The sequence below is a fragment of the Aeromonas sp. BIGb0445 genome (genome assembly GCF_024809075.1).
Classification (GTDB): domain Bacteria; phylum Pseudomonadota; class Gammaproteobacteria; order Enterobacterales; family Aeromonadaceae; genus Aeromonas; species Aeromonas rivuli.
The window spans coordinates 328,390-354,585 of sequence record NZ_JANUES010000001.1 but is presented as its reverse complement, the minus strand read 5'-3'; the positions used below and the strand labels follow the sequence as shown (position 1 = coordinate 354,585).

General features: G+C 60.6%; 26 protein-coding genes, 1 pseudogene and 1 riboswitch. Of the genes and pseudogenes, 11 read left to right on the top strand and 16 right to left on the bottom strand.

The genetic code is table 11. The features are described 5' to 3' along the window. Positions 1 to 73: 73 nt before the first annotated feature. On the bottom strand, positions 74 to 562 hold the full coding sequence (locus tag M2367_RS01665; protein ID WP_005897199.1) for a C40 family peptidase: 489 nt from the start codon (positions 560 to 562) through the stop codon (positions 74 to 76). Positions 563 to 862: 300 nt separating this feature from the next. Between M2367_RS01665 and M2367_RS01660 the strand changes: the two genes are divergently transcribed. Together M2367_RS01660 and M2367_RS01655 are read left to right on the top strand one after the other, a co-directional pair. Continuing rightward, a complete protein-coding gene (locus M2367_RS01660; RefSeq protein ID WP_224430989.1) occupies positions 863 to 1,555 on the top strand; it encodes a 4'-phosphopantetheinyl transferase superfamily protein in 693 nt (230 codons plus the stop codon). Between the two features lie 15 nt (positions 1,556 to 1,570). Continuing rightward, positions 1,571 to 2,419 carry a tetratricopeptide repeat protein gene (locus M2367_RS01655; protein ID WP_259235581.1) on the top strand — a complete coding sequence of 283 codons (849 nt, stop codon included), beginning with the start codon at positions 1,571 to 1,573 and terminating at the stop codon, positions 2,417 to 2,419. Between the two features lie 190 nt (positions 2,420 to 2,609). Here M2367_RS01655 and M2367_RS01650 read toward each other — a convergent pair whose 3' ends face one another. Both M2367_RS01650 and ribB read right to left on the bottom strand, forming a co-directional pair. After that, a complete protein-coding gene (locus M2367_RS01650; RefSeq protein ID WP_005897212.1) occupies positions 2,610 to 2,852 on the bottom strand; it encodes an Lpp/OprI family alanine-zipper lipoprotein in 243 nt (80 codons plus the stop codon). Positions 2,853 to 3,075: 223 nt separating this feature from the next. Further along, a complete protein-coding gene (gene ribB / locus M2367_RS01645) occupies positions 3,076 to 3,729 on the bottom strand; it encodes a 3,4-dihydroxy-2-butanone-4-phosphate synthase (RefSeq protein WP_224430991.1) in 654 nt (217 codons plus the stop codon). 102 nt (positions 3,730 to 3,831) lie between these two features. After that, positions 3,832 to 3,978: riboswitch (FMN riboswitch) on the bottom strand. Between the two features lie 212 nt (positions 3,979 to 4,190). On the opposite strand from ribB, the gene purU reads away from it, so the two are divergent. Continuing rightward, entirely contained in the window at positions 4,191 to 5,027 is an 837-nt protein-coding gene (gene purU / locus M2367_RS01640) for a formyltetrahydrofolate deformylase (RefSeq protein WP_042040701.1), read from the top strand. A 98-nt stretch (positions 5,028 to 5,125) separates the two neighbouring features. On the opposite strand, the gene M2367_RS01635 is transcribed toward purU, so the two are convergent. The 3 genes from M2367_RS01635 to cls form a co-directional block, all read right to left on the bottom strand. Further along, positions 5,126 to 5,752, bottom strand: coding sequence for a peptide-methionine (S)-S-oxide reductase (locus M2367_RS01635; RefSeq protein ID WP_259235580.1), 627 nt, complete (start codon positions 5,750 to 5,752; stop codon positions 5,126 to 5,128). A 150-nt stretch (positions 5,753 to 5,902) separates the two neighbouring features. Then, positions 5,903 to 7,171: a DUF945 family protein gene (locus M2367_RS01630; RefSeq protein ID WP_224430993.1), complete on the bottom strand. Its 1,269-nt coding sequence runs from the start codon at positions 7,169 to 7,171 to the stop codon at positions 5,903 to 5,905. Positions 7,172 to 7,244: 73 nt separating this feature from the next. Next, on the bottom strand, positions 7,245 to 8,726 hold the full coding sequence (cls, locus tag M2367_RS01625) for a cardiolipin synthase (protein ID WP_224430994.1): 1,482 nt from the start codon (positions 8,724 to 8,726) through the stop codon (positions 7,245 to 7,247). A gap of 97 nt (positions 8,727 to 8,823) precedes the next feature. Between cls and M2367_RS01620 the strand changes: the two genes are divergently transcribed. Beyond that, positions 8,824 to 9,366, top strand: a complete 543-nt coding sequence (locus tag M2367_RS01620; protein WP_224430995.1) for a DUF1439 domain-containing protein — start codon at positions 8,824 to 8,826, stop codon at positions 9,364 to 9,366. Here M2367_RS01620 and M2367_RS01615 read toward each other — a convergent pair. Next, complete coding sequence (locus tag M2367_RS01615) at positions 9,361 to 9,804, bottom strand: GNAT family N-acetyltransferase (RefSeq protein ID WP_042040705.1); 444 nt, start codon at positions 9,802 to 9,804, stop codon at positions 9,361 to 9,363. The two genes, M2367_RS01620 and M2367_RS01615, sit on opposite strands and share 6 nt — an antisense overlap. Positions 9,805 to 10,093: 289 nt before the next feature. Between M2367_RS01615 and M2367_RS01610 the strand changes: the two genes are divergently transcribed. Continuing rightward, positions 10,094 to 10,765 (top strand): lytic transglycosylase domain-containing protein, encoded by a 672-nt coding sequence (locus M2367_RS01610; protein WP_259235834.1) that lies wholly within the window; start codon positions 10,094 to 10,096, stop codon positions 10,763 to 10,765. Between the two features lie 72 nt (positions 10,766 to 10,837). Here M2367_RS01610 and aqpZ read toward each other — a convergent pair whose 3' ends face one another. The 4 genes from aqpZ to M2367_RS01590 form a co-directional block, all read right to left on the bottom strand. Further along, on the bottom strand, positions 10,838 to 11,527 hold the full coding sequence (gene aqpZ, locus M2367_RS01605) for an aquaporin Z (RefSeq protein WP_224430996.1): 690 nt from the start codon (positions 11,525 to 11,527) through the stop codon (positions 10,838 to 10,840). Between the two features lie 298 nt (positions 11,528 to 11,825). After that, positions 11,826 to 12,347, bottom strand: a complete 522-nt coding sequence (gene ruvC, locus M2367_RS01600) for a crossover junction endodeoxyribonuclease RuvC (protein WP_042040707.1) — start codon at positions 12,345 to 12,347, stop codon at positions 11,826 to 11,828. Between the two features lie 157 nt (positions 12,348 to 12,504). Next, the gene (locus tag M2367_RS01595) at positions 12,505 to 13,782 is read right to left on the bottom strand and encodes a GGDEF domain-containing protein (protein ID WP_259235578.1); all 1,278 of its coding nucleotides are present in this window, start codon (positions 13,780 to 13,782) and stop codon (positions 12,505 to 12,507) included. Between the two features lie 167 nt (positions 13,783 to 13,949). After that, on the bottom strand, positions 13,950 to 15,572 hold the full coding sequence (locus M2367_RS01590; RefSeq protein ID WP_259235577.1) for a sigma-54-dependent Fis family transcriptional regulator: 1,623 nt from the start codon (positions 15,570 to 15,572) through the stop codon (positions 13,950 to 13,952). 265 nt (positions 15,573 to 15,837) lie between these two features. Between M2367_RS01590 and M2367_RS01585 the strand changes: the two genes are divergently transcribed. Continuing rightward, positions 15,838 to 17,355: an aldehyde dehydrogenase family protein gene (locus M2367_RS01585; protein ID WP_259235576.1), complete on the top strand. Its 1,518-nt coding sequence runs from the start codon at positions 15,838 to 15,840 to the stop codon at positions 17,353 to 17,355. 95 nt (positions 17,356 to 17,450) lie between these two features. On the opposite strand, the gene M2367_RS01580 is transcribed toward M2367_RS01585, so the two are convergent. Then, positions 17,451 to 18,227, bottom strand: coding sequence for a helix-turn-helix transcriptional regulator (locus M2367_RS01580; protein ID WP_259235833.1), 777 nt, complete (start codon positions 18,225 to 18,227; stop codon positions 17,451 to 17,453). 113 nt (positions 18,228 to 18,340) lie between these two features. On the opposite strand from M2367_RS01580, the gene M2367_RS01575 reads away from it, so the two are divergent. Then, positions 18,341 to 19,240, top strand: a complete 900-nt coding sequence (locus M2367_RS01575) for a DMT family transporter (RefSeq protein ID WP_259235575.1) — start codon at positions 18,341 to 18,343, stop codon at positions 19,238 to 19,240. A 68-nt stretch (positions 19,241 to 19,308) separates the two neighbouring features. Here M2367_RS01575 and M2367_RS01570 read toward each other — a convergent pair. Further along, a pseudogene (locus M2367_RS01570) lies at positions 19,309 to 19,480 on the bottom strand (response regulator); the annotation flags it as partial. Between the two features lie 382 nt (positions 19,481 to 19,862). Between M2367_RS01570 and slyA the strand changes: the two are divergent. From slyA to M2367_RS01545, 4 genes are all read left to right on the top strand, one after another. After that, positions 19,863 to 20,336 (top strand): transcriptional regulator SlyA, encoded by a 474-nt coding sequence (slyA, locus tag M2367_RS01560; RefSeq protein ID WP_259235574.1) that lies wholly within the window; start codon positions 19,863 to 19,865, stop codon positions 20,334 to 20,336. Between the two features lies 1 nt (position 20,337). Then, positions 20,338 to 21,393, top strand: coding sequence for an HlyD family secretion protein (locus M2367_RS01555; protein WP_042040714.1), 1,056 nt, complete (start codon positions 20,338 to 20,340; stop codon positions 21,391 to 21,393). A gap of 11 nt (positions 21,394 to 21,404) precedes the next feature. Next, positions 21,405 to 22,433, top strand: a complete 1,029-nt coding sequence (locus M2367_RS01550; RefSeq protein ID WP_259235573.1) for a DUF2955 domain-containing protein — start codon at positions 21,405 to 21,407, stop codon at positions 22,431 to 22,433. 266 nt (positions 22,434 to 22,699) lie between these two features. Further along, positions 22,700 to 23,056: an MliC family protein gene (locus M2367_RS01545; RefSeq protein ID WP_042040716.1), complete on the top strand. Its 357-nt coding sequence runs from the start codon at positions 22,700 to 22,702 to the stop codon at positions 23,054 to 23,056. A 75-nt stretch (positions 23,057 to 23,131) separates the two neighbouring features. On the opposite strand, the gene M2367_RS01540 is transcribed toward M2367_RS01545, so the two are convergent. The 3 genes from M2367_RS01540 to nrdD all read right to left on the bottom strand — a co-directional run bounded on the left by M2367_RS01540 (position 23,132) and on the right by nrdD (position 26,152). Continuing rightward, positions 23,132 to 23,302: a YqaE/Pmp3 family membrane protein gene (locus M2367_RS01540; RefSeq protein ID WP_005898342.1), complete on the bottom strand. Its 171-nt coding sequence runs from the start codon at positions 23,300 to 23,302 to the stop codon at positions 23,132 to 23,134. A gap of 103 nt (positions 23,303 to 23,405) precedes the next feature. Further along, positions 23,406 to 23,906, bottom strand: coding sequence for an anaerobic ribonucleoside-triphosphate reductase-activating protein (gene nrdG / locus M2367_RS01535; RefSeq protein WP_259235572.1), 501 nt, complete (start codon positions 23,904 to 23,906; stop codon positions 23,406 to 23,408). Positions 23,907 to 24,034: 128 nt separating this feature from the next. Then, positions 24,035 to 26,152: an anaerobic ribonucleoside-triphosphate reductase gene (gene nrdD, locus M2367_RS01530; RefSeq protein ID WP_259235571.1), complete on the bottom strand. Its 2,118-nt coding sequence runs from the start codon at positions 26,150 to 26,152 to the stop codon at positions 24,035 to 24,037. Between the last annotated feature and the right edge of the window lie 44 nt (positions 26,153 to 26,196).

Here is a 26,196-nt window from a genome sequence, read left to right as displayed (position 1 = left end):
GGGCAGCCAGGACCCGGTTTGAGTGAGGTTGGAGAAACTGTCCGTACTGCGAACGGTTTGTCCAGCCTGGCTCTTAAATCTCGATGCGGCGCGCTTGCCAGAACTTATTGCGCCAGTACTGATTGTCCAACCGGGAGCGTGTCACACCGGCTCGGGTCGAGGCGTGAATGAACTCGCCGTTGCCCACATAGATGCCCACATGATTGAGACGGGAGCTGATCTTGAAGAATACCAGGTCACCTTCAACCAGTTCCTGCTTGGAGACCCTGGTGCCTTCGTGCACCTGGGAGCGGGTATCGCGGGGCAACTCTATGCCCACTGCGTTGCGATACACTTCACGGGCGAAAGCGGAGCAATCTATGCCGCGTTCACTGGTACCACCGAAACGGTAGGGGGTACCACGCCACTCTTTGAATACGGTCAGAATTTCGTTTACGTCAGGTGTTTGGTTGACTTCCGGTTCAACCACGGGCTCCATCATGGAGACCTCGATCTTACTAGCGACATCGGGTTGGGGTGCCGAGGCACAACCCACCATGCCGAGTGAGACCAGCAGTAGCATCAGGTAACGCAATCCTTTATCCCCGCAAATTTGTTAAAAGTTGTTAAAATACGGCCTTTGGCAGGCAAATTATGAAATGCAACAGCCCTCGACTATATCCAAGAATCCTATCGAGGCAAGTGAAAATCCCTATCAAGTTCACAGTTTTGCAAGAAAATGCGTTATTTTTCATCATTAATGTGAAGATTGACCCACAAGATACCCCATAGGCAAGCCGCTGCGGTGCCGCTGCAGAGTGCTATTTATCCCTGTTTTATCGATATTTTGAAGTGAATAATGATGATAACCACGGATCTATTTTTGTTAAATTCTGCCAAGGTGGCCGAAGACCCGCTGTCAGGCTTGGAGCACCTGCTCAATCCAGCCCAGCACCGGCAATGGCAGCAGATAACACAGCCCCATCGCCGCCAGGAGTTCCTGATCAGTCGAGCCACAATTAATCGGTTATTGGGGGCCCGTCTTGGTCAGGACCCGCAAAATCTGCAGTTTTGTAGTGGTCCCCATGGCAAACCGACCCTCGCCGGTCCTGAGTCAGATTCCTGTCATTTCAATCTGAGCCACAGCGGCGACTGGCTGGTCATTGCCATCGGTACCCGGGGGCCTCTGGGGGTCGATCTCGAACTCGGACGCAGACCCCGCGCCCCCCTCCCCCTCGCCCAACGCTTCTTTACCGCCGCCGAGTATCAACACCTGGCAGGATTGCCGAGCGCGCAGCAGAGATCCAGCTTCTATCGACTCTGGTCACGCAAAGAGGCCGTGCTCAAGGCCCATGGCGGTGGCATCGCCGCCGGATTGGAGAAGGTGGAGTTTGTGCCCGATGAAGACTGGCGCCTGCTCAATCATCTGGATGGGATCCCTTATCGAGTCTGTGACTGGCCCTGGCAGGGAGGCTGGCTCAGCCTGGCGGGAGGAGAGGGTGAGGTGCATCTGCATCAACTCGATGAATACCTTGAAATCATGACAGGAGAACCCCATCTTGATAAAAACCCCTAGCCAAGAGCCAGCCTCATGATCGTTGACATCCATCCCCAGAATTTCCAGCTCGAGTTGCTCGATGCCTCCATGCAAAAACCGGTCGTCATCTATTTCTATGCGCCGCAGATGCCGGAATGCCAAGGGATGACGCCCCTCATCGAACAGCTGGTGGGTGAGAACAACCCGCAGGTCACCCTGGCCAAGGTGGACATGAACGATCCCCAGCTGCAACCGCTGGCCGGTCAGCTTGGCCTGCGTGCCCTGCCCGCGCTGGTGCTCTTCCACCAGGGACAACCGGATGAGCAAGCCATGCTGGAGGGTCCGCAAGATGAACAGACCCTGCGCACCTATTTCGCCGCCTTCTCTCCCAAGGAAGAGGAAGAGCTGCTCAAGCGAGGACAGCAAGCCCTCGCCGAAGGGCAGGCCGATGAGGGCTATGCCGATCTCGCCAAAGCCCATCAGCTGGCAGGGGATCGCCACGATATCCATCTCTGGCTCATCCAGGCAGCCCTCGACCTCAATCGCCTCGACGAAGCGGCGCAGCGGCTCACTCAAGTTCCCATGGCAGCCCAAGATGATCACTATCACACCCTCTGCTCGCGTCTGGCACTGGCGCAACAAGCCGCTGACAGCCCGGAGCTGCGTGCTCTGGAGGCCCGTTATCAGCAGGCCCCTGACGATTTCGCCCTGGCTCAGGAGCTGGCCGTGCTCTACCACCAGGCGGGACGTCAGGAGGAGGCCCTCACCCTATTGCTGACCGTGTTGCAGCGGGATCTCGGCTTCGGTGACGCGAGAAAGACCTATCTCGATATCCTGGCGACCATGGGGGCTCACCCGGCGGTGGCCGGTTTCAGACGCAAGCTCTACAGCCTGCTCTATTGAGTCTTACTGGTACGATGAGAGGAGAGGGCTATGCCGAAGGGCATGGCTCTTTTTTATCAATGAGATCAGAGAAACAGATACTGTCGGGAAAACAAGAAAAGAGGGGGGTAACTGGCGGGACCTGGCAAGGAAAAGCCAAATTTTTGGCAAAAAAAAATGGCGCAGAGACTGCGCCATTTTTTCGCATGAATTACTTCTTGTAGGAAGTAGCCATGTTGTCCAGACGCTGGTTAGCGCGCATGGCTTCTTGGTTGGCTTGAGCAACATCAGCGGCCATTTTGGATTGATCAGCACGAACAGCGCTAACATCTTGAGCCAGTTGGTCAACTTTGTTAGACAGGTTCTGTACGGAGGTTTCCAGTTCGCTGGTGTTAGCACAACCGCCCAGCAGGGCAGACAGACCAACAACACCTACCAACAACAATTTTTTCATTTTTAAAGCTCCCTTGAGCTCGCCAGACGTTTAGCAAGCGGCGTGATTATGGCACAAAAAATTCTTACTTTGGATAGGCCTCATCACAGATAAATGCATTAAAACCCTCATTTTTTTTTCCATTTGCACGACTTGCGCAAATTTCAAACAAAATGGGGCCTCAGTGATGAGGTTCGGACAAAGCGTAACCAAAAAATGCCCTTATTACAATTTCGTATGGAACTTAGGCCGAATGCTCTGTCAACATCTGACGATACAGCACCAGATCTTCTATGGTCAGCACCGGCAACTGATGCTGGCGACCAAAAGCCACCAGATCCGGCAGACGCGCCATGGTGCCATCTTCGTTGGTCACTTCGCACAGCACTCCGAACGGTTTGAGTCCTGCCAGCTGCATCAGATCCACGGTCGCCTCGGTATGACCCCGACGGCTCATGACACCACCATTGCGAGCCCGCAGCGGGAAGACGTGACCTGGGTGGTTGAGATCGGACGGCTTGGCGCCATCGGCGATGGCGGCTCTGATAGTGGTGATGCGATCGGCGGCGGAGACCCCGGTGGTGACCCCCTGGGCCGCCTCTATGGTGACGGTGAAGGCGGTCTGGTATTGACTGGAGTTGGCCTCCACCATCATGGGCAGCTCGAGCTGACGCACTCTATCCTCCGGCAGGCAGAGGCAGACGATGCCGGAACACTCGCGGATCATCATGGCCATTTGGGCGTTGGTCATGGACTGCGCCGCGAAGATGAGATCCCCTTCATTTTCCCTGTCCTCATCGTCGGCAACCAGTACGCCGCGACCGGCGCGCAGGGATGCCAGAGCCGCTTCGACTCTTTCGATGGGATGACCAAATTCACTGAGTAAAGACTGATTCATGGTAAGACTCCGTTAACTTCACAAGTACCAGAATCAGGGCATGGAGCAGACAGAGAGAGGCATGCGGCGGCCACCCGAAAGGGCCACGCGTGGAACACGCTGTCTTATCCTCTTTCATCCGGACTATGACCGTCGGCTCCGGCATCTCACCGGATCTGCTGACCCCGACGACGAGTCGGGCGCTCGCGGGCTCCCCGAGTCAATCGGGATACCGCCGGTGGGGAATTTCGCCCCGCCCTGAGAATAAGCGCAGACAGACTAAAGAAATTTGTCCCGCGATGCCAGCATGCGGGCCTAAAAACCGCAAGCTGTCGAGATTTGACGCCCGGGCTGTGCTTGGGCTTTTCCTTTATGGCATAGTGCCTCAAAAACTGTGCCGCAAAGGCAGTGCCTAACCAGCGAGTCCGGCGGATACACTGCTCCGCCCGGATGGCCACCACACTACGGAAATGATGACAGACATGGAAAAGAAAATACTGCTCACGGATTGCCAGGACGCCAAGGGCCTCATCGCCAAGATCACCAACATCTGCTACAAGCACCAGCTCAACATCAACAAGAACGACGAGTTCGTCGATCACGAGAACGGCCGCTTCTTCATGCGCACCGAGCTGGAGGGGCGTTTCAATGACGAGACCCTGCTGGCGGATCTCGATGATGCTCTGCCCGCTGGCGCCCTGCGTCGCCTGGTCAAGGCGGGCAAGAAGCGGATCGTCATATTGGTGACCAAGGAGACCCACTGCCTCGGGGACATTCTGATGAAGAACTATGCGGGCGCCCTGGACATGGACATAGTGGCGGTGATCGGCAACTACGACACCCTGGCGGAATTGACGGGCAAATTCGATATCCCCTTCCATACCGTCAGCCATGAAGATCTGAGCCGCACCGAGCACGAAGAGCAGGTGCGCGCCATCATAGACGGCTATCAGCCGGACTACGTGATCCTGGCCAAGTACATGCGGGTGCTGACCCCCAGCTTCGTCGAAGCCTATCCGCGCAAGATCCTCAACATCCACCACTCCTTCCTGCCCGCCTTCATCGGGGCGCGCCCCTACCGCCAGGCATTCGATCGCGGGGTGAAGCTCATCGGCGCCACCGCCCACTTCGTCACCGACGATCTGGATGAAGGCCCCATCGTCGAGCAGGATGTGATCCACGTGGGCCACACCTTCAGTGCCGAGGGCATGGCCAAGGCGGGCCGGGACGTGGAAAAATCCGTGCTAAGCCGCGCCCTGGAGCTGGTGCTCAACGAGCGGGTCTTCGTCTATGGCAACAAGACGGTGGTGTTCAAGTAACAGCGCCATGCAAAAAGGCCCCGCGGGGCCTTTTTTGTTATCGACAGGCGGGTGGGAACCCCCACTCAGCGCTCTGCTCTCCTGATGTCACGCCGTCATCACCTATGGTCAGCACGGATAACCCCTTCGCCCGACTGTGGGGCCAGTTCTGTCTCTGCCTCCAGGATGGTGCGCCGCTGGGCCGCATCGACCCAGTCACCATAATCGGCGAGCAGGGCCCGCAACTTGGGCTGGATGCTGATCTGGCAAAAGGGCTTGTCCGGCTGACGATAGTAGTAATCGCGGATCCCGGGGCGGGATGGCGAGAAGTCACGATAGCGCAGCGCCTCGGTCAGCAGGGGTTCGCTAAAGTGCGACTGCAGATCCGTGAGCATCTCGGCCACCCGGTGGCGTTGCACCTCATCGAAGCAGTAGAGGGCGGAGCGATAGCGATGGCGCAGGGCATGTGAGTTGGTGGCACTGTGACTGTGGAGATGGATCTCGACCAGCAGCGCCAGCGGCAGGCAGGACTCATCGAAGTGGACTATCACCCCCTCGTTGAATCCGGCGGCAACCAGGGCGCCATTGACTGTGCTGCTGGCGGGGGCATCCGTCTCGATCCCTTGCACGGCGTCAGCATCCTGCGCGGCCAGCCAGCCCTGCTCCACATCCGCTACGCCGCGCAGCGAGCGAAATACCGCCTCGGTACACCAGTGACAACTGCCGCCCAACCCTATTTTGCTCACCCTTCCCCCATCACACCTTTCGTTTACCCGGCGCCATGATGGCCAACCATCGCAATGCTGCATATCTCTATGCTAAACCATCGATAGACTGCATAGCTGAATGGCCGTGGCGACGCCATCAGGTCAAGTCGCCTCGGCGGGGTTACCCCCTCAGAGCGGCAGCTCATTGACCGTGAGCTTGCCCTCTTGCAGCTTCAATTCTGCCTTGAGGTTGCTCTGCTGCACCTTGAGATAACCCAGTTGTTGGAGCTGCAACAGCATGGGTGCCAGCTGGGGCACAGCCTCCCCCATCCCTTCGCTCAGATTGAGCTGGAACAGGCCAGAGAGCGCCTTCATGCCATCTTCCTCACCTGCCAGGTTGGCCAGGGTGGTCGACGCCAGGATCAGCTCCCCCGTGAGCGAGGCGGGCTCGCCATTGAGCCGCGAGCTGAGATCAGTCAGGGTCAGGGTCAAACCACGGCCCAGCACCTGATCCAGGGCGGCCAACAGGGCTTGCTGATCCAGGCTGCCCTCGGCACTCAGCGCTTGCAGCGCCTGGTAGCCCGCCAGATCCAGCCCCTTGACCTCAAGATCGAGTTTGGCATCGGTCAGCGCCAGGCTGTCCGTGTCGTTGGCCATGTCCAGGGCGGCCAACTGGATCTGGTAACGATTGGAGAGAGTCTGTGCATCCTCCCCCTCCAGTCTGCTGTGACTGGTGAGCCGTTGCAACGAGACGCGGAGCCCGTCCTGTGGCTGCTGCAAGGAGAAGCTGGCCAGGGTCATGTCACTCTGGGGCGAGAGCCAACTGCCATCGACATCCCTCAGCTCGGCACTCCCCTTCAGGTCTGCCAGCACCATATCCGCCCCGCTTTGGGTTTCATGGAGACTCATACCAGCCCAGTTGAGGGTCATGTGGCCATTGCCGACCAGATCACCGCTGTAATCGGCCTGCAACGGCTGAAACGTCATCTTTCCCTGTTCATGCTTGAGGCTAAGGGCGGCGATGTTGAGCTTGCTCTGACTCCCCTGGGTCAGCAGGTTGGTCAGGCTGGAGAGCTCCAGTCGCCACTCCTTGAGCCCCTGGGACGCCAACAGGGGAGCCAGGGAGCCCTGCTCGGTATCGAGCAGCAAATGACTCTTCACATAGAGCGGCAGGATCAGCCCCTCAACCTTGAACGCCAGCATGATGGGCTCCCCATGGCTCAGCTCGTCATCCAGCTGGGCCAGTGCCTCGGGGCCGATGATCAGACGCATCTCACCGTCGCGGTGCAGCAGATTGCTGCGACTCGGCTGCCACTGCAGCTCGATCCCGCTCTGCTCGCGCAGCTTGATAATCTGCTGCGCCAACTGGCGATCGAATTCACTACCCGTATACCAGCAGGCCCCAAGGCCAGCCCCAATCAGAGCCGCACCTGCGACGCCCCAGATCCACTTTTTCATCAAACCATCCATTTTAATCATGCTTGCAGGCACTTTACGGGGCTGGCTGCACGGCGGCAAGGCCCTCTCACGCTCACAACAAGGGGCTGAACAGGTAGAAAATGTTCTCCATGGCCCGCTTGTACCAGGGTCGGGCACGCCAATCGGCCAGCACCATGGGGGTCGCCTCCTTCATGTAGCCCTCGACCAGCTTGCTCAGCTGGCCGACAAACTCGGCATTATCGACCAGCAGGGTGACCTCGAAGTTGAGCCAGAGGCTGCGTCTGTCGAGATTTACCGTGCCCACCAGGGCGAAGTCATCATCGACCAGCACGCTCTTGGTATGCAGCAGACCGGCATCGTAGCGATACACTTCCACCCCGGCCTCCAGCAGCTCCTCCATGAAGGCATTGCAGGCATGGTTCGCCATCAGGGAGTCGTTACGATCGGGCAGGATCAGCTGTACCTGCACGCCCCGTGCCGCTGCCGAGGAGAGCGCGGCCGCAAGGGGATCGTCGGGTACGAAATAGGGGGTGGTCAGCACCAGATGGCTGCGGGCCTGGTAGATGGCGAGCAGCAGGCTCTGCTGGATGCAGTCACCGCCGACGAAGGGGCCGGACGGGATCAGCTGGGCACGATAGTTGTTTTGCGGCCAGGATTCGGGTTCGTGCTGCAGGCTGTCGAGCAGCCGTTCCCCGGTCTCCACCTCCCAATCCCAGACGAAGATGGACCACATCAGCGGCACTATGGGCCCTTGCACCCGGATCATGATGTCGACCCACTGGCCTATGCCGGCATCCTGCTTGAAGAAACGCGGATCCACCAGGTTCATGGAGCCCGTGTAACCCACCCTGTCATCGATCACCACCAGCTTACGATGCATGCGCAAGTCCTGGCGCTGGAAGGGGATGCGCCAGGCACCGACCGGCAGCACCTCGACCAGCTTGACCCCGGCCTGACGCAGCACCTTGGGCCAGTGGGAGCGGAAGAACGCCTTGCTTCCCACGGAATCGAGCAGCAGACGACAATCCACGCCGCGCTGCGCCACCTCGCACAGGGCCTCGCACACCTCGTCCGCCCAGCCGCCAGGGTGCCAGATGTAGAACTCCAGATAGCAAGATTGGCTGGACTGACGGATATCCTTGGTGATCTCGCGCAAGATCCAGTCCGGCTTGTGGAGCAGCACCATGCGGTTGCCGGAGAGCATGGGCATGGCGAGTCGCCCCTGGATAAGATCGTGCAGGGGCTGAGCCTTCTCGCTCACCTCGCAGTGGTGCTGCGGGAAGAGCCGGGCCAGTTGGCGGATCCACTTGGCGTAAGGGCGATACATGGCCTGAGCCCGCTCGGCACGCCGCTTGCCGAGGCGCACCTCGCCAAACAGCACATAGAAGCCGACGCCGGCGAAGGGGATGGCGTAGATGAGAGAGAGCCAGGCGAGGGAGACCCCGATTGGGCGGCGCTTCATCACCACACGCAGGGAGACACCGGCGACGATGACGGTGTGAAACAGCAGCAGCAGCAGGCCCAGGAAGCGGGAGAACAGCAGATGAATGTCATATTCCAGAGTGTTGAACACGGGAACTCCTTTGGACATGGGATGAGGGCGGCCAGGAGATCCCGCCGAGCTGGGATGATATGCTGTCGGGCCAATCCCATTCAATCAGGACACAAGCATGATCCTGCACACTATGTTGCTCAGCCTGGCCATGTTAGGGCAAGGCTCATATGACATCAATGAACAGCAGATCAATCAATATCTGCAATCCCAGGTTCAGGTCGACAAGCAGCTGGAATTGCCCGGTATCATCAAGGCGCATGTCCAGCTGGAACAGAGCGACGTCCAGATAGGGCGCCAGAGCCCGGACACCGCCCGGGTCTTTGGCAAGGGAAAGCTCAACATCACCCTGCCTGACAGCACCAACTACGATGCCCGTGTCTCCATGACCTATGAGGCCAGACCCCGCTATGACAAGACACAGGGCGCCCTGTTTCTGGATAACATGAAGCTGATCGAGTACAAGCTGGAGCCCCTTGAGGCGGAGCAGAAGTTCGGGTTCATGCTCAACATGCTGCTCAAGAGCATGGAGAAGCGGCTCGAGACCCAACCCGTCTATCGACTCGACGACAAGGATCCGCAGCAGCTCTGGCTCAAGGAGAATCTCATCGGCCTGGAGCTGACCCCGGGCACCATACATCTGCTGACCAAGGGCTCATAACGCCACGGCATACTCACCGGGATAGCGGATCAGCAGTTCTATCTGGTAGCCCTGCTGGTGCTGCTTGATGAAATGGCTATGGAGGGGCCCCTTGAGCTCCTCCAATGCCAGGTCGACGAAGCCCACCTTGTGATAGAAGGGCTGCTCGAATGGCAGGGCCTGGCAGATGATGGGCTTGCTGATCAGGTCCTGGCAAGCCAGCTGCAACAGCCGGGAACCCAGCCCCAGAGACTGATAATGGGGGAGCAGGCGAAACCCGCACAGATGGTAATACTCTTCGTCTTCACGCAGCCGCACGGCGCCGACCAGCCAGTGAGCATCGCGTACCACGAAGACCCGCTCGCTCAAGTCCGGCACGTAATAGGAGAATGTGGTTTCGTAATAGTCCCTGATCAGGGAAAGATCCGCATCACAATACTCTTCGAAAGTGAGCTCCATGGCTCGGCCATCCATCAAAACACGCTCCCCTATCCGCTTGTCGCCTTTGGCGCCCACTCGGCCGATCTGATTAGACCAGCCAGCCGGAGAAGATAACACGGGGCAAGACGACAAAACAGCGAGCACTGCGCGCTTTGTGAATAAGCACCGGCAAGGTCATTCAGACACTTTTTTGTTGTGGCCAATCCCTTTTACAAGGCGCCTCTTCCTGGATAGCCCTTGTCCTTCCGGGGGCTGAATGCTTTACTCAACGGGCATCGATGCAAGGAGTACCACAGTGAACACAAGGATGTTGCTCACGATTTTACTCGGCACCAGTCTGCCCGCCTGGGCTCAGTCCCCGCCCCCGGCCGAGGTGGTGATGTTGAGCGTCTCCCCTCAGAAACCCGCTGCCAGCAAACAGTTCCAGGTCTACAAATCCCAGCAGAGCAATGGCGTGATCCGTTACTCGGACATCAAGCCGGAACAGGGGCACTTTGAGGTGCTGCTGTTCAACGACTGTTTCGCCTGTGATCCCAAATCCAGGGTCAACTGGAATACCACCGGTCTCTTCCTCTACGACTATGCCAGCACCATACAGGCCGCGGCACACACCTATGAGGTCGATCCCGCCCTGATCCGGGCCCTGATCCACGCAGAGTCGGCCTTCAACCCAGTCGCCGTCTCGCGCAAGGGGGCCATGGGCCTCACCCAGCTGATGCCTGCCACCGCGCGGGAACTAGGAGTCGGTGACCCCCTGCTGGCGGAACAAAACATCTTTGGCGGGGTCAAGTATCTCTCGGGCCTGCTCAAGCAATACAAAGGGGATGTGGCCCTGGCCAGCGCCGCTTACAACGCCGGTGCCGGCGCCGTGCAGAAATATGGTGGCATCCCCCCTTATGCCGAGACCCGGGCCTATGTCAACCGGGTCCAACTACTCCATCAGCGCTATCTCACCATGCTGAAGGCAAAGGGGCTCTGACACGCCAGCGAGCCTGTTCCTGAAACAAAAAACACGCCAGGCGGCGTGTTTTTTTCGATACACAGGAGCAGATTATTTCTGCTCAGTCGCCACCATGCGGTAGGCCAGAGCGCCCAGGATACCGCCCACTATGGGGGCAACCCAGAAGAGCCACAGCTGACTCACCGCCCAGTCACCCACAAACAGCGCCACACCGGTACTGCGTGCCGGGTTGACCGAGGTATTGGTCACCGGGATGCTGATCAGGTGGATGAGGGTCAGACAGAGGCCGATGGCGATGGGGGCAAAGCCCGCCGGCGCGCGGCTGTCGGTCGCCCCCATGATGACGAACAGGAAGAAAGCGGTCATCACCACTTCACATACCAGGGCCGCCAGCATGGAGTAACCACCGGGGGAGTGCTCGCCAAAACCGTTGGAAGCAAAACCGGCACTCACATCGAAACCGGCTTGACCGCTGGCGATGACGAACAGCACGGCACCCGCGGCTATCCCACCCAGCACCTGCGCCACTATGTAAGGCAACACACCGCTCGCCGGGAAGCGACCACCGGCCCACAGGCCCATGGTCACGGCCGGGTTGAGATGGCAACCCGAGATGTGGCCAATGGCAAAGGCCATGGTCAACACGGTCAGACCAAATGCCAGGGAAACCCCGAGCAGACCGATGCCTACCTCCGGAAAGGCCGCCGCCAACACGGCACTGCCACAACCGCCCAGCACCAGCCAAAAGGTGCCCAAAAACTCTGCTGCATAAGGTCTCACGATAATTCTCCTGATTGATCAATGTCTTCTATGACAGAAGCCTCACAAGAGCCTGCCATCACAGCAAGTGTATTATCGGGATATGAAGGCGGATGACGAGGGGCAACTTTTCCGGCAAAAACGTGACAGCCATCACAAGTTATTGTTCTTTCAGCAAGATATCCCTATATAGAAGAAGGGCTTAACAGATGGCGCCAAAGGGGTACGACAAATTTTGGCGTCATTGCGCAACAAAAATACATCCGAGACGGGATCAGGAAGGCTCCTGGCCGTGTCACCCTGCATCCGGCAATTTTTATCAGCGATAGCGGCCACGGGCGGCGCCCGATACCCGGCCGGCCATCTTGATCAGGCTCTGGCGGGTATGGAAGTGGCAGAGGGCAACGCCCAGGGCATCGGCCGCATCGGCCTGTGGGGTGGCGGAGAGCTTGAGCAGATGAGTCACCATATGCTGCACCTGCTCCTTGGCGGCGCCCCCGGTACCCACCACGGCCTGCTTGATCTGAGTGGCCGAATACTCGCTCACCGGCAGATAGGCATTGACCGCTGCGACAATGGCGCTGCCACGAGCCTGGCCCAGCTTGAGGGCGGAGTCAGGGTTGCGCGCCATGAAGACCCGCTCTATGGCAAATTCGTCCGGCTTGAACTGGGTGATGATCTCGCAGACGCCGTCATAGACTTGTTTGAGACGCTCTGGCAACTCGCCACAGTCGGTGCGAATGCAGCCCGACCCCAGATATTCTGCCTTGCCGGCGACGATACGAAGCACACCGTAGCCCGTGATCCGCGAGCCGGGATCTATCCCCAAAATGATACTCATGACAGCTGTTATTCCGAAGGCAGATGATGGGCGCCAAGATAGCACAAAGTCGCTCCCCCTTGGCTCGCGCCTTGCGCGCAATACGGGTCCCCATGGCAGGCAAGCCACCTCAAGAGGCGGTGTCGGGGACGTCCATCATCGCACGCTGTTTTGCAGGCTAACCCACCTCCACGCGGTTGCGCCCCCTCTCCTTGGCCCGATAAAGCGCATCATCGGCTCTCACCAGCGCCTGCTCCAAGGGGTCGCCCCGACGCTCAGCTACCCCGAAAGAGGCGGTGATGCTCAAGGATGCAGGCCAGTTATCATATGCAGCCAGGGCGAGGCGGATCCGCTCGGCCAACGTGTGTGCCCGCGCCTCTTCGTAGTGCAGGCAGATCAGGATGAACTCCTCCCCGCCCCAGCGGATCAACCGACACAGACTATCGCAACAGACCAGTACCTCGCTGACCAGATGCTTGAGCACCTCATCGCCGATGGCGTGGCCATGGTTGTCGTTGACGCGTTTAAAGTGATCGAGATCCAGATAGATGACACTCAGCGGCATGTCGCCCAACTCACTGAGCAGGGTCTGACCACCGAGGCGGTTGAGGGCGCCGGTCAGGGGATCATAACGCGCCTCCATCTCGGAACGGCGGCTCTGTTCAGACAGGGTCTGGTTGCGCTGCTCGGCCTGCAGCCAGGCCGCACGGGCCCGCCGCAGCTTGTCGCGCAGCAACAGGTGCTGCATCAGGAAAACCAGCAAGCCGTAACCCAGCCAGAAAGCGAGCAGACCACGATAGAAGAGGCCCACCGCCAGCCAGGGGCCATAGAAACTGAGTTTCTCGACCCTGAGTCTGTACTTCCCCATGGGCATCTCGGCGCCGCTGGCCAATTCGACAGCAAATATCCGGCTCAGATCGGGGCCCTGCTGCAGCAGAGGAATGCGATAATCCTGGATCCACCAGGTGGCGGGGCTGAATACCTTGAGCGGGATCTCCAGGTGCAACTCGGGCTTGTGGTTGCGAAACAGTACCTCATTGACCTTGTGGGAGACGGGATCGTCTGGTCTGGAGTAGCTGGGATCGTAGTTGCGCAGATAAATGCGCCACTCCTGAGGCGTGGGGCCATCGACGCTGATGGCCAGCGTCATGCGGCTGAAACCGGACAAGTCCAGCCCCTGCTCAGCTTCGCTCAGGGTAAAAATGATCTCGCAAAAGGGGTGACGGTAGCTGTCGCGCAGATCGCAATCTATCCCGGGCTGTTCGCCGGGCAGCAGCCTGGCTCTGGAGCTTCCCTTGTGGATACCATCGTCCAGGGCGCTGATGACCAGCCGATCCCTGGTCAGCACGTTCAGCTCCCGCTCTGGCCCATACTCGAACAGTGCTATCCCCAGCAGGGTCAACAGCAACAAGGGCCAAAACAGGCGATCAATCAGCAAGGGACCAAATGAGGGCATGACAACTCCGAGGCGACGAGATGCTTACTCTAAATCAACTTGGTGAGCGGCACCCTGATCCAGATTAACCCTCTCCACAAATAGGTTAATAGCCCCCGATTCTGCCCGAAGCCTACTTCGCCATATAGCCAGATAAGTTGAGCCAGCTCACAAAATCAATACGTTAATTAATCGCGACTGCGCTCGAGGCGCCGGTATAGGGTTGTGCGGCTGATACCAAGCCGCCGCGCCGCCTCACTCACATTGCCGTCACACTCGGCCAGGGTGCTGGCGATTTGCCTGTGCCCCGCCTCACGCAGACTGCGAGGCGACGTCTCCTCCCCCCACCCGTCTGGCAGCTGCAAATGCTCTGGTCGGATCCAGTCAAGCCCCTCGGCCAGCACGCAGGCTACCTCCAACGCCTGCTTGAGCTGACGGACATTGCCCGGCAGCGGATGTGCCAGCAGCCGCTGCTCGGCCTCCTCCGTCAGCTGCAATGCGGGATCTATCTCGGCCAGCAAGCGGTTCAGCAATTGGCGCCGGTCCAGTGGCGGCCACTCTCGCCAGGGGGCGAGCCGCTGACGCCAGCCACACAGCCGGTAGTAGAGATCCTCACGAAAGGTAGCGGCGTTGACCATGGCGCCAAGATCCCGGTGGCTGGCGCAGATCAACCAGAAATCCACCGGCTCGGGCCTGTGGCTGCCAAGGGGGGTCACGGCGCGCTCCTGCAATACCCGCAGCAAGCGGGTCTGGGCCAGCAATGGCAGCTCGCCAATTTCATCCAGCATCAGAATGCCGCCATGGGCGGCGCGCAGATAGCCCTGACTCCCCTGGCTGCGGGCGCCGCTAAAGGCCCCGCCCACATAGCCAAACAGTTCGGCCTCCACCAGATCGGCGGGCAGGGCGCCGCAATTGACGCACACCAAAGGGGCGTCGGCCCGACTCGAGGCTTGATGCAGGCTCCTGGCCATGTGCTCCTTGCCGCTGCCGGTTTCCCCCTCCAGCAGCAGCGTGATGCCGCGCTCCAGCATCTTGAGGGGTACATTTGGCTTGCCTTCCACGGGCGCCCGAGAGGGAAGGATCCGGCAGATCTGGCGCTCGCGCAGCAATTGACGACCATCGAAAGCATGCTGGCCCAGCCAGAGTCGACCGGCCCGGTTGGCACCGAGCAGCTCCCCCTCCTCACCCAGCAGCAGCCGCGGTGACCAGAGCGTCTGGGGATCGAGATCCACCAGCCGGCCGGGACGACGGGCCAACAGGGCATTCTCCAGGGTCATGGCGAGCAGTCGCACCGTGCCCAGCATGTCGCCACCGTGATGCCGGGCATCCGAGGAGATATCCAGTACGCCGAGCAGGCTGCCGTCCGGCGCCAGCAGCGGGCAGGCACTGCAACTGAGGAAGCTGTGCTGGGCGAAGAAGTGCTGACTGCCAAGCACCTGCACTTCACTCCCCTCGGCCAGGGCTGTGCCGATGGCATTGGTGCCCTTGCTGCCCTCCCCCCAGCGGGCACCGCTGCGCAAGAAGATGCGCTCCGCATGACGGGCAAAGCTGTCATCGCCGCTGGCGGCGAGTATGGCCCCCTCGCCATCGCAGAGCAGCAACCGGCAGGGTCTTCCTGCCAGCAGCTGGATAAACAGGGGCAGCACGAACTGCTCGAAGCAGAGCACCAGCTCCCGGCTCCCCTCCAACCGGGCCGACAGCTCCCCCTGGGGCAACAAATCCAGCTCGGCGCTCTGTTGACGACTGAGCCCCTGATGCAGGCAACGCTGCCAGGAGCGGTGTATGGGGTCGGACACGGGTAGTTCGCGCATGATGCCTCCTGTTCAGAATCGTGACAGTCGCGACAACGTGTGTCCCGTTTTGGAACAGCAGGCGTCGGCTCGCCAGGATCACTGGTTAAACAAGATACGCCGCCAACCGAGATTTGATAACGTTTTTGTAACTTTTGATGCCGTGGCCTGACCCTTGGCACGGCCCTTGCGATGTCGTGAATGACCACTATGTAGGCAAGCACAGGCTATCCCCGGCGCTGACCGGGCAACAACAGGTCACACACACAAGCACAAGGAAGATGCAATGATCTATACCGCACCCGGCCAGGCAGGCGCCCTGGTCAGCTTCAAATCCCGCTATGACAACTTTATCGGGGGCGACTGGGTTGCCCCCCGCGGCGGCCGTTACTTTGAAAACATCTCGCCGGTCGATGGCCGTGTGTTCTGCGAGGTGGCCCGCTCCGATGCGGCCGACATCGAGCTGGCGCTGGATGCCGCCCACAAGGCCTTTGCCAGCTGGAGCAAGACCAGCGTCACCGAACGCAGCAATCTGCTGCTGCGCATCGCCGATCGCATCGAACAGAATATCGAGGTGCTGGCCATCGCCGAGACCTGGGAAAACGGCAAGGCGGTGCGTGAGACCCTGGCCGCCGACCTGCCGCTGGTGGTGGATCACTTCCGCTACTTCGCCGGCTGCATCCGTGCCCAGGAGGGCTCGGCCGCCGAGCTGGATCAACACACCGCCAGTTATCACTTCAAGGAGCCCATCGGCGTGGTCGGCCAGATCATCCCCTGGAACTTCCCGCTGCTGATGGCAGCCTGGAAGCTGGCGCCCGTGCTCGCGGCGGGTTGTTGCAGCATACTCAAGCCCGCCGAGCAGACCCCGGTCACCATCATGCTGCTGATGGATCTCATCAAGGACATACTGCCTCCCGGCGTGGTCAACGTGGTCAACGGCTTCGGCGCCGAGGCGGGCCAGGCACTGGCCACCAGCTCGCGCATCCAGAAGCTCGCCTTCACCGGTTCCACCGAGATTGGGACCCACATACTGCGCTGTGCCGCCGACAAGCTGATCCCCTCCACCGTCGAACTGGGCGGCAAGTCCCCCAACATCTATTTTGCCGACGTGATGGACTATGAGAGTCAATACATCGACAAGGCGGTGGAAGGCATGTTGATGACCTTCTTTAACCAGGGCGAGGTGTGCACCTGCCCCTCCCGCGCCCTGGTGCACGAGAAGATCTATGACGACTTCATGGAGAGGGTGCTGGTGCGCGCCCGGGCCATCGTGCAGGGCAACCCCCTGGACACCAATACTCAGGTGGGGGCCCAGGTCTCCCGCGAGCAATACGACAAGATCCTGAGCTACATGGCCGTCGGCCGGGCCGAAGGCGCCAATATGCTGATCGGCGGCAATGCCGCCAGGGTGAGCGGGCTGGAGGGGGGCTTCTACATCCAGCCCACCATCTTCCACGGTCAGAACAAGATGCGGGTCTTCCAGGAGGAGATCTTCGGCCCGGCCCTCGGCGTGACCACCTTCAAGAACGAAGCAGAAGCCCTGGCCATTGCCAACGACACTCAATATGGCCTGGGAGCGGGTCTGTGGACCCGTGACAGCAACCTGGCCTGGCGCATGGGTCGCGGCATCCAGGCCGGTCGGGTCTGGGTCAACTGCTATCACGCCTACCCGGCTCACGCGGCCTTTGGTGGTTACAAAAAGTCCGGGATCGGCCGCGAGACTCACAAGATGATGCTGGATCACTACCAGAACACCAAGAACCTGCTGGTGAGCTACGACATCAATCCCCTCGGCTTCTTCTAACCCGAGCCGGAATGAATATCGACGCAGAGGGCGCCCATGGGCGCCCTCTCTTTATATCCGGGGATCCCCCTGGCAGGCGTTGCCAGACGGCCTGCTCAGCTCCCAGGCAGGACCAGCTGCTGGCGATAACGCTGGGGCGAGCAACCCAGCTCGCGATTGAACATGGCGATAAAGGCCGAGGTCGAACCATAACCGAGCCGCCAGCCAATCTCCTGAATGGGTAACTCCCCCTTGAGCCAGGCCAGCGCCTTGAGCAGCCGCAGCCGCGCCCGCCATTGACCAAAATTCATGCCCAGCTCGCGCACGCAGCGCCGGGCCAGGGTGCGTTCGGTGCTGTGCAACTGCCCGGCCCACTGCGCCAGAGTGCGGGGATCGGCAGGATCACTGTGCAGCGCAGCCAGCATGGGGGCCAGCAGCTTGTCCTGGCTCATGGGCAGGTAACTGTCCTGGCAACGGGTATGGGTCAGCTTCTCCACCAGCAGCTCGGCCTGACGCACATCCCAGTCATCTCCCATGTGGCCGACGCGGCGATCGCAAAAGTCCGCCAGCAGCGCCTTGAGCAGCGGGGTCAGCTCCAGCAATCTCGGCTCGTCGGGCAGGCGCCAGGCCAGGGTGTCGCTGACATAGATGGAGGTGTAGTCGAGGGCCTGCTGGTTGTAGGAGGCGTGCTCCAGCCCGGCAGGCACCCAGATGAGGTAATCCGCCGGGGCCACCAGCCGCTGTTCGCCCACCACTATCTCAATGACCCCCAGGCTTATCAGGCTAAGCTGCCCCCAGGGGTGGCTGTGGGCAAGACAGGCATTGCCCGCCTGGATCTGGCTATAGCGAAAATAGAGCGGATTGGGGGGCGCCAGGGCGCGGTCCAGCGCCATGTAGGGGATCGACGGCACGGCTTGTCCTTTTCGAGGGATGAACTGTCAGTTTTACGTTACTTGTGATGATAAAGACAAGAGTAGACTGACGCCATTATCATGAGGAGTCTGTCATGCCCCTGTTTTCCCCCCTGCTGTTCCCAGTCATGGCTGTCTTGATCTGGGCCACCAATACCGTGGTCTCCAAGGCCGCAGCCACCCTGGTCGATCCCGCCGCCATCTCCTTCTATCGCTGGCTGATCGCCGCCCTGGTGCTGACCCCCTTCTGCCTGCCGCAACTGTGGCGCCGTCGCCATGAAATACGCCCCTGGCTCGGCAAGCTGCTGGTGCTGGCGGCCCTTGGCATGGTGCTCTACCAGTGCCTTGCCTATTACGCCGCCCACACCACCTCGGCCACCAATATGGGGGTCATTGGCTCCCTGATCCCCATGCTGACCCTGCTGCTAGGGACACTGCTGTTTCGCCAGCGCCCCGGGCGCCAGGCCTTCATCGGCATGAGCCTCTCCCTGCTGGGCGTACTCTGGCTGCTCGGTCAGGGGGATCCCCTGAGCCTGCTGCGCCAGGGGATCAATCCCGGGGATGCCATGATGCTGCTCGGTTCGGCCAGCTATGCCCTCTACGGCCTGCTGATCCGCCGTTGGCAGTTGCCGTTCGGCCCCTGGCTCAACCTCTACCTGCAGGTGCTGCTGGCGGTGGTATTGCTTGTTCCGGTCGCCGCCAGCGCCGATACCCTGGCCGTCTCCGTCCAGGCCTGGCCGCTGGTGATCTTCGCCGGTATCGCCTCCTCCCTGCTGGCGGCCTACTGCTGGATGCGCGGCCTGGCAAGCATGGGCGCGGAGCGCACCTCGGTGTTCATGAACCTGATGCCCTTGTGCACGGCGCTGATCGCCGTGATCACCCTGGGAGAGCCCATTCACGGCTATCACCTGCTCGGTGGCGGCCTGATCCTGGGCGGCGTCATGCTCTCCCAGTTCAAGCCCAGGGTACGCCCCGCCCTTGTGGAAGAGGCATAAACCGGCGAGACAAGCCGCAGCAGCACAAAGCAAGAAGGGAGCCGAGGCTCCCTTCTTGCTTATCCACGCTAACACCCGCCAGCTCGGTTGCCCCGGCGCCAGTGCGTAACGCCGCTCCGGCCGGTCACGCTGGTCGTAGTCGAGATCCACCTCGACCCTGTAGTCGGACTCCAGATAACGGCGCGCCTTGGTGCGGCTCAAGGAGAGACGCAGCGCCACCGTATTGGTGCAGAAGGCGGTTGTACTCGAACAGCGGCCGACCATGCCGAGCGGCAGGGAGCCGTTCCAGCCGGCGTAGAGGACGCAGGTGGCGAGCCCCAGGAAGATCATCATCGGCATGCCGGCGATCTGCTGGTCGCTCCAGGCGCCCTTCATCTGTACTTCGGGGGTAGAGAGGTTTTTCATTGTTATGCTCCAGCTTGTGGTGTGGCGCCACGCTAGGTATCCCCTCCTGCGCTGTCGGTTAGCTGGCCTGCAAAGCCATATAAAAACATTGAAACCTTCAGCACCATTTCCCTCCCCGCCCCCCTGCCCCCGAAACTGAATGTGAGCTGAATCACGCTTTACTTAGCCTGCGAAATAAATATAATACTTAGCAGGCTAAGTATATGAGGTGTCTGCCATGAAAAAGGATCTGGAGATGTTGCGCGAGCTCTCCCTCGCCGAACAACTGGGGCGACTGCACCGGTTGTGGCGCACCGTGGCCGATATCGAGCTGGCCCCCTTGGGTTTGACCCATCCACGCTGGACCGCGCTCTGGAAGCTGAGCCGCCTCGGCGGCCACCTCAGCCAGAAGACCCTGGCCGAGGCGCTGGAGATAGAGCTGCCCTCCCTGATGCGCACCCTGGGTCAGCTGGAAGAGCTGGCGCTGATCGAGCGCCACTGCTGCAGCCAGGACAAGCGCGCCCGCATCGTCAGCCTGACCCCGGCCGGCAAGGCGCTGCTCGACAAGATCGAGGATCGCATCATGGAGGTCCGCCGGGATCTGCTGGCGGGCATCAGCCAGCAGGAGCTGGCCCAGTTTGAAGAGATAGTGCACCGCATCTCCGCCAATGCCCTCGGCAAGATCGGTGCCCAGCATAAAGAGAGAGAATAAGATGACCCCGGATCAACAATTCAAACGCTGGATCAAGTGGGCCATGGCCTGCTTCATCCTGGTGTTCGGCTACTTCCTGCTGGCCGACATCAAGATGCCCCTCACCCCCCAGGCCATGGCCACCCGGGTCGTCACCAAGATGGCGCCCCAGGTCAGCGGCAAGGTGGTCGAGGTCGCCGTGGTGAACAACCAGCACGTCAAACAGGGGGATCTGCTGTTCATGCTGGATCCAGCCCCCTTCGAGCTCGCGGTCGAGCAGGCCAGACTCGCCCTGGATCAGGCCGAGCAACAGAATCGCCAGCTGGATGCGACCCTGAACGCCGCCGCCGCCGACTTCAGCTCGCTGCAGACCCAGACCGCCCAGAAGCAGCGGGAGGCCGAGCGCATCGATACCCTCTATCGCCGCCACATGGTCTCTGAGCAGCAGAAAGATGACGCAGACAGCGCCGCCCGCACCGCCCGTGCCAACCTGCTGGCCAGCCAGGCCCGCATGGAGCAGGCTCGCGTCAACCGTGGCCTGGCCGGTGACGACAACCTGCTGCTGCGCCAGGCGCGCAACCGCCTCGCCCAGGCAGAGCTCAACCTCACCTACAGCCAGGTCCATGCGAGCCAGGATGGCATCATCACCAACCTGCAGCTCAAGCCGGGCAGTGTGGCCACGGCGGGCGCTCCCCTGCTGGCCCTGGTCTCGGAGCAGGTGGACGTGATCGCCGATTTTCGCGAGAAGAGCCTGCGTAACATCACCCCGCAGAGCCGGGCGCTGGTCGCCTTCGACGGCGAGCCCGGCCGCCTCTATCCGGCCCGGGTCGCCAGCCTGGACGCCGGGGTCAGCGCTGGCCAGTTCGACGCCAACGGCCTCTTGGCCAACCCCATCGAATCCGATCGCTGGGTGCGGGATGCCCAGCGACTGCGCCTGCACCTGACCCTGGATCAGTTGCCCGCCCATCTGCCGGCCGGGGCCCGCGCCACCGTCCAGCTGCTGCCGGACAACGCCCTGAGCGCGCTCTTTGCCCGCGGCCAGATCCGCCTGCTCAGCCTGCTGCACTACATCTACTAATGGGGGCAAGCATGACACTCTGGCACCGAGCCCTCACCGCCAACGAGCTGCGCCAATGCCTGCGCATCGCCTTCGGCAGCACTCTGGGCTTCCTGATCTGCAAGATTTGCGGCTGGAACTACGGGGTCTTCTACACCGTCACCCCCATGCTGCTGCTCGGCATGATCCCGGTGATGAACGGCCACGCCGCCCGCCAGCTTATCGCCGCCGGCGTGATGTGCGGGCTGGAGGTCGGCCTGCTGGGCGGTCTGTTCGGCGGCCATGCCGGCCTGATGACCCCCATCGTCTTCCTGCTGTTTCTCTACCGTTTCGCCGCCATGTCCCGGGGCAGCCTGTTCCTGTTTGGCGCCAACGGTGTGGTAAGCCTCAGCATCATGCTGCACTTTGCCAGCTACCCCCAGACCGACCTGAACAATCTGATCTTCAGCAACCTCTGGGCCAACATACTGTCGGTGCTCATCGCCTACCTGGTGACGATCCTTATCCCGGATGTGGAGGCTCACGCCCCCAAAGCCTCCTCCGTCAAGGCCCCGCACCGGCTGCGGCACGAGGCACTGCTCGGTGCCAGCATCGCCACCCTCTCATTTTTGGTGTTCCAACTGTTCGATCTGCGCGACTCCATGTCCGCCCAGGCGACCACACTGATGCTGCTTTTTCCCATGCACTGGGACGGGGCCCTGAGCTATGCCCGCAAGCGCGCCATGGGCACCCTGCTCGGGGTGAGTTTCGGCATCCTGAGCCAATTGGTGCTCTATGACTGGTCAGGGCAACTGCTGCTGGTCACCCCCCTGCTCTGGCTCGGGGCCATGCTGTTCAGCCATGCCCATGTGAAGGAGGCGAGCGGCTCCGGGGTCGGCTTCGGTGCCCTCACCACCCTCGGCATCCTGTTTGGCCAGTACCTGACCCCGGGCAACGATCTGGTGTTCAGCGCCCTCTACCGGGTCAGCAGCATCCTGTTTGCCATCGTCGCCACCCTGCTGGCCTGCTACCTGATCCACCGTCTGCTCAACCGTTTCGAGGCGACCCGTTTCGGTTACTGATACGACTACTGTAATGAGCCCATGGATGAGCTTTGTTTGCCCCGACCTGGTGTCGGGGCTTTTTTTGGGAAATATGTTCACCAGAGGTGATGAATAGAGCCCGCTGATGGAACCGTATCGGCGCAAAATGTCGCAACCGGGTCCCATATCTCACGGCACGACCGACCCGGGCCCCTTAATCCTTGCCTGAATGCCCTGCTCTGTTAGGCTTTATGGTCAGGCTATGGGTTCAGTCGAACCTGTACCTCACTGATGGAGTCTTCATTGTGATATTTCTGCGCTTTTCTCTGCCGGGTGCCCTGCTGCTCGGTCTCGCTGGCTGTGCCCCGGCACCCCATACCCTCACAGTCACAGGAGGCGAGCCGATCGCCTATCAGTGTGCCAACGATCAGAAGGTCCAGGTGAGCTACTTCGGCCTCTCCGATGACAGCCTCAACTTCGTCAAGCTGGCCTTGCCAAACGGCAAGGATTACACCCTGCCCCAGGTCGTCTCCGCCTCGGGTGTCCGCTACACCGATGACCATGAAGTTGTCTGGTGGAACAAAGGCAAGGAAGGCTTCGTCGAACAGCGGGCCGAAGATGGCAAGTGGCAGAGCCTCTACGCCGAGTGCAAACAACAGTAACCAGTGGCATAGCCCCTACTGCTGCGAACAAAAAGGCCAACCCGCAGGTTGGCCTTTTTGTTCACAAAATGCGGGTCAGGCACGCTTGTCGCTGACCACCAGCCAGAGAGCATGCACCATGCCTGGCAGACCGCCGAGCAGGGTCAACACTATGTTGATCAGAAAATGCAGGCTAAAGCCCACCTGGATAAAGGCACAGACCGGGGGTAAAAAGATGGCCAGCAAGATTTTGAGCACGTTGTTCATCACATTCTCCTGTGAGTTTGATGCCTAACAGTAAGCCCACAGCCAGCAATTGGCAAAGGCTAAGTCGGGGCCAAATGACAGCAGCCCCAGCCCCGCATCCCCATCAGAGCAGATTGCGCAGTGGCGCAGAGCGGATCAGCGCCGCGATCTGATGCACCTGCTGATTGCTGCTACCCCGCCACAGCAAACCAGGATCGGCCAGGGTCTGCTCGAAGCGACCATCCACCAGTACGTCCAGCAGGGCCGCCAGCTGCCACTGCGCCTCATCAAGCTCCTCGAGCCGATAACCGGTCCAGCACCAGATGTCCTTGCCCGGACACTCGGCGCGTACTCGCCTCACCAGTGCCAGCACCTGGGGCACATTGGCGGGATGGAGCGGATCCCCCCCCGAGAGCGTCAGGCCACGCCGCTTGATCCGGCCATCATTGAGATCCGCGATGATGCGATCGCTCATGGCCGAATCGAACGCTTTGCCGCCATCGAGGCGCCAGGTGCTCTGGTTGTAGCAGCCAGGGCACTGGTGCTCGCAGCCGGAGACGAACAGGCTGGCCCGGGTACCGGGGCCATTGACCACATCGACAGGGTAATACTTGTGGTAATACATCTCGCCCTCTTCTCGTTTCCAATACCGGCAGCTGTGGCCCCTGCATCATCGATGCTTACCGCGATCGACAAGGGTTCAAAAAGAGCCCTTTCATTTCCATCAGCAGCCAGCAGGTCCGTCAGTCTCGATCACAGGTGTTTGACCCGGCGTTTCACCTCTTCCTGCTTGCCCGCGTTGAAGGGACGCGCATCCGGGCTGCCGAGGTAGCCGCACACCCGCCGGGTCACCGACACCTTGGCCGGATCGTGGTTGCCGCAGCGCGGGCAGGTGAAGCCCTTGGAGGTGCACTCGAACTCACCAGTGAAGTCGCACTCGTAGCACTCGTCGATGGGGGTGTTGGTGCCGTAGTAGGGCACCCTGTCATAGCTGTAATCCCAGACGTTTTCGAGCGCCTCCAGATTGTGCTGCAAGTTGGGATACTCGCCGTAGCAGATGAAGCCACCGCTGGCGATGGGCGGATAGGGTGCCTCGAAATCCAGCTTGTCATAGGGGTTCACCTGCTTCTCCACATCCAGGTGGAAACTGTTGGTGTAGTAACCCTTGTCGGTCACCCCGGGAACCAGGCCGAACTCCTTGGCATCCATGCGGCAAAAACGCGAACAGAGGTTCTCGCTCGGAGTGGAGTAAAGGCTGAAGCCATAACCGGTCTGCTCCTTCCACTGCTCGGTCGCAGCCTTGAGGCGGGCGATGATGGCGATGGCCTTCTCTTGCAACTGGGCACTGTCAAACAGGTGACGGTCGGTGCCAAACAGGGCGTTGATGGTCTCGTGCACCCCGATGTAACCCAGCGAGATGGAGGCGCGGCCATGCTTGAAGATCTCGCTGACGTTGTCGTCGGCCTTGAGGCGCACCCCGCAGGCTCCCTCCATGTAGAGGATGGGTGCGACCCGCGCCTTGACTCCCTCCAAGCGCTCGATGCGATACATCAGGGCTTCTCTTGCCACCTCGAGCGCCTCATCCAGCCGTGACCAGAAATCCCTCTCATCCCGGGACTTGAGCGCGATGCGCGGCAGATTGAGGCTCACCACCCCGATGTTGTTGCGCCCCTCGTGAACGAGCTCGCCATTCTCCTCATAAGCACCGAGGAAGGAGCGACAGCCCATGGGGGTCTTGAAGGAGCCGGTCACTTTCACTACCTGGTCGTAATTGAGGATATCCGGGTACATCCGCTTGGTGGCGCACTCCAGGGCCAGCTGCTTGATGTCGTAGTTGGGATCCCCCTGCTTGTGGTTGAGACCATCCTTGATGGCGAACACCAGTTTCGGGAACACCGCCGTCTTCCTGTTCTTGCCCAGACCCGCGATGCGGTTGCTGAGGATGGCGCGCTGGATCAGGCGCGACTGCCAACTCTCCCCCAGGCCGAAGCCGAAGGTGACGAAGGGGGTCTGACCGTTGGCGGTGTGCAGGGTGTTGACCTCGTACTCCAGGGACTGGAAGGCATCGAAGCACTCCTTCTCGGTGCGCGCCATGGCATAGGCCTCGGCATCCGCGATGCCCCACTCCTCGGCCACTTCCCGGTGTTTCTGCCAGCTGATGGTCACATAGGGGGCCAGCACCTCGTCGATGCGGTTGATGGTGGTGCCGCCATAGATGTGGCTCGCCACCTGGGCGATGATCTGGGCCGTGACGGCGGTCGCCGTGCTGATCGACTTGGGGGTATCAATCTCGGCGTTGCCCATCTTGAAGCCGTGGGTCAGCATGCCCTTGAGATCGATCAGCATGCAGTTGAACATGGGGAAGAAGGGGGAGTAATCGAGGTCGTGGAAGTGCAGATCGCCACGCTCATGGGCCTGTACCACGGCCTTGGGCAACATATGAGTGATGGCGTAGTGCTTGGCGACGATACCGGCCAGCAGATCGCGCTGGGTCGGGATCACCTTGGCATCCTTGTTGGCATTCTCGTTGAGCAGCGCCGCATTGGTCTGCTCCACCAGGCCACGGATCTCCTGGGCCAGACGGCCACGAGCCTCGCGGGCCTGATCCCTGTCGTGACGGTATTCGATGTAGGCACGGGCGATGGTCTTGTCGTCGGAGGCCATCAGGTGGTTCTCGACCCGGTTCTGGATCTCGTGAATATCGACCTCGGCACGGCCCTCAAGCTCACTCGCCACGGCCATGGCGACGCTATTGGCCAACCCCAGATCCCCCTGACCGACCGCCTGGGCCGCTCGCCCGACGGCGGCCGCAATCAGTTCAACATCAAAAGGTGCATGGCATCCATCACGTTTGATCACAACCGGTTTCATTTCTCATCCCCGCAAAATGGCCGCACTTCGTCGACCCGATAAGC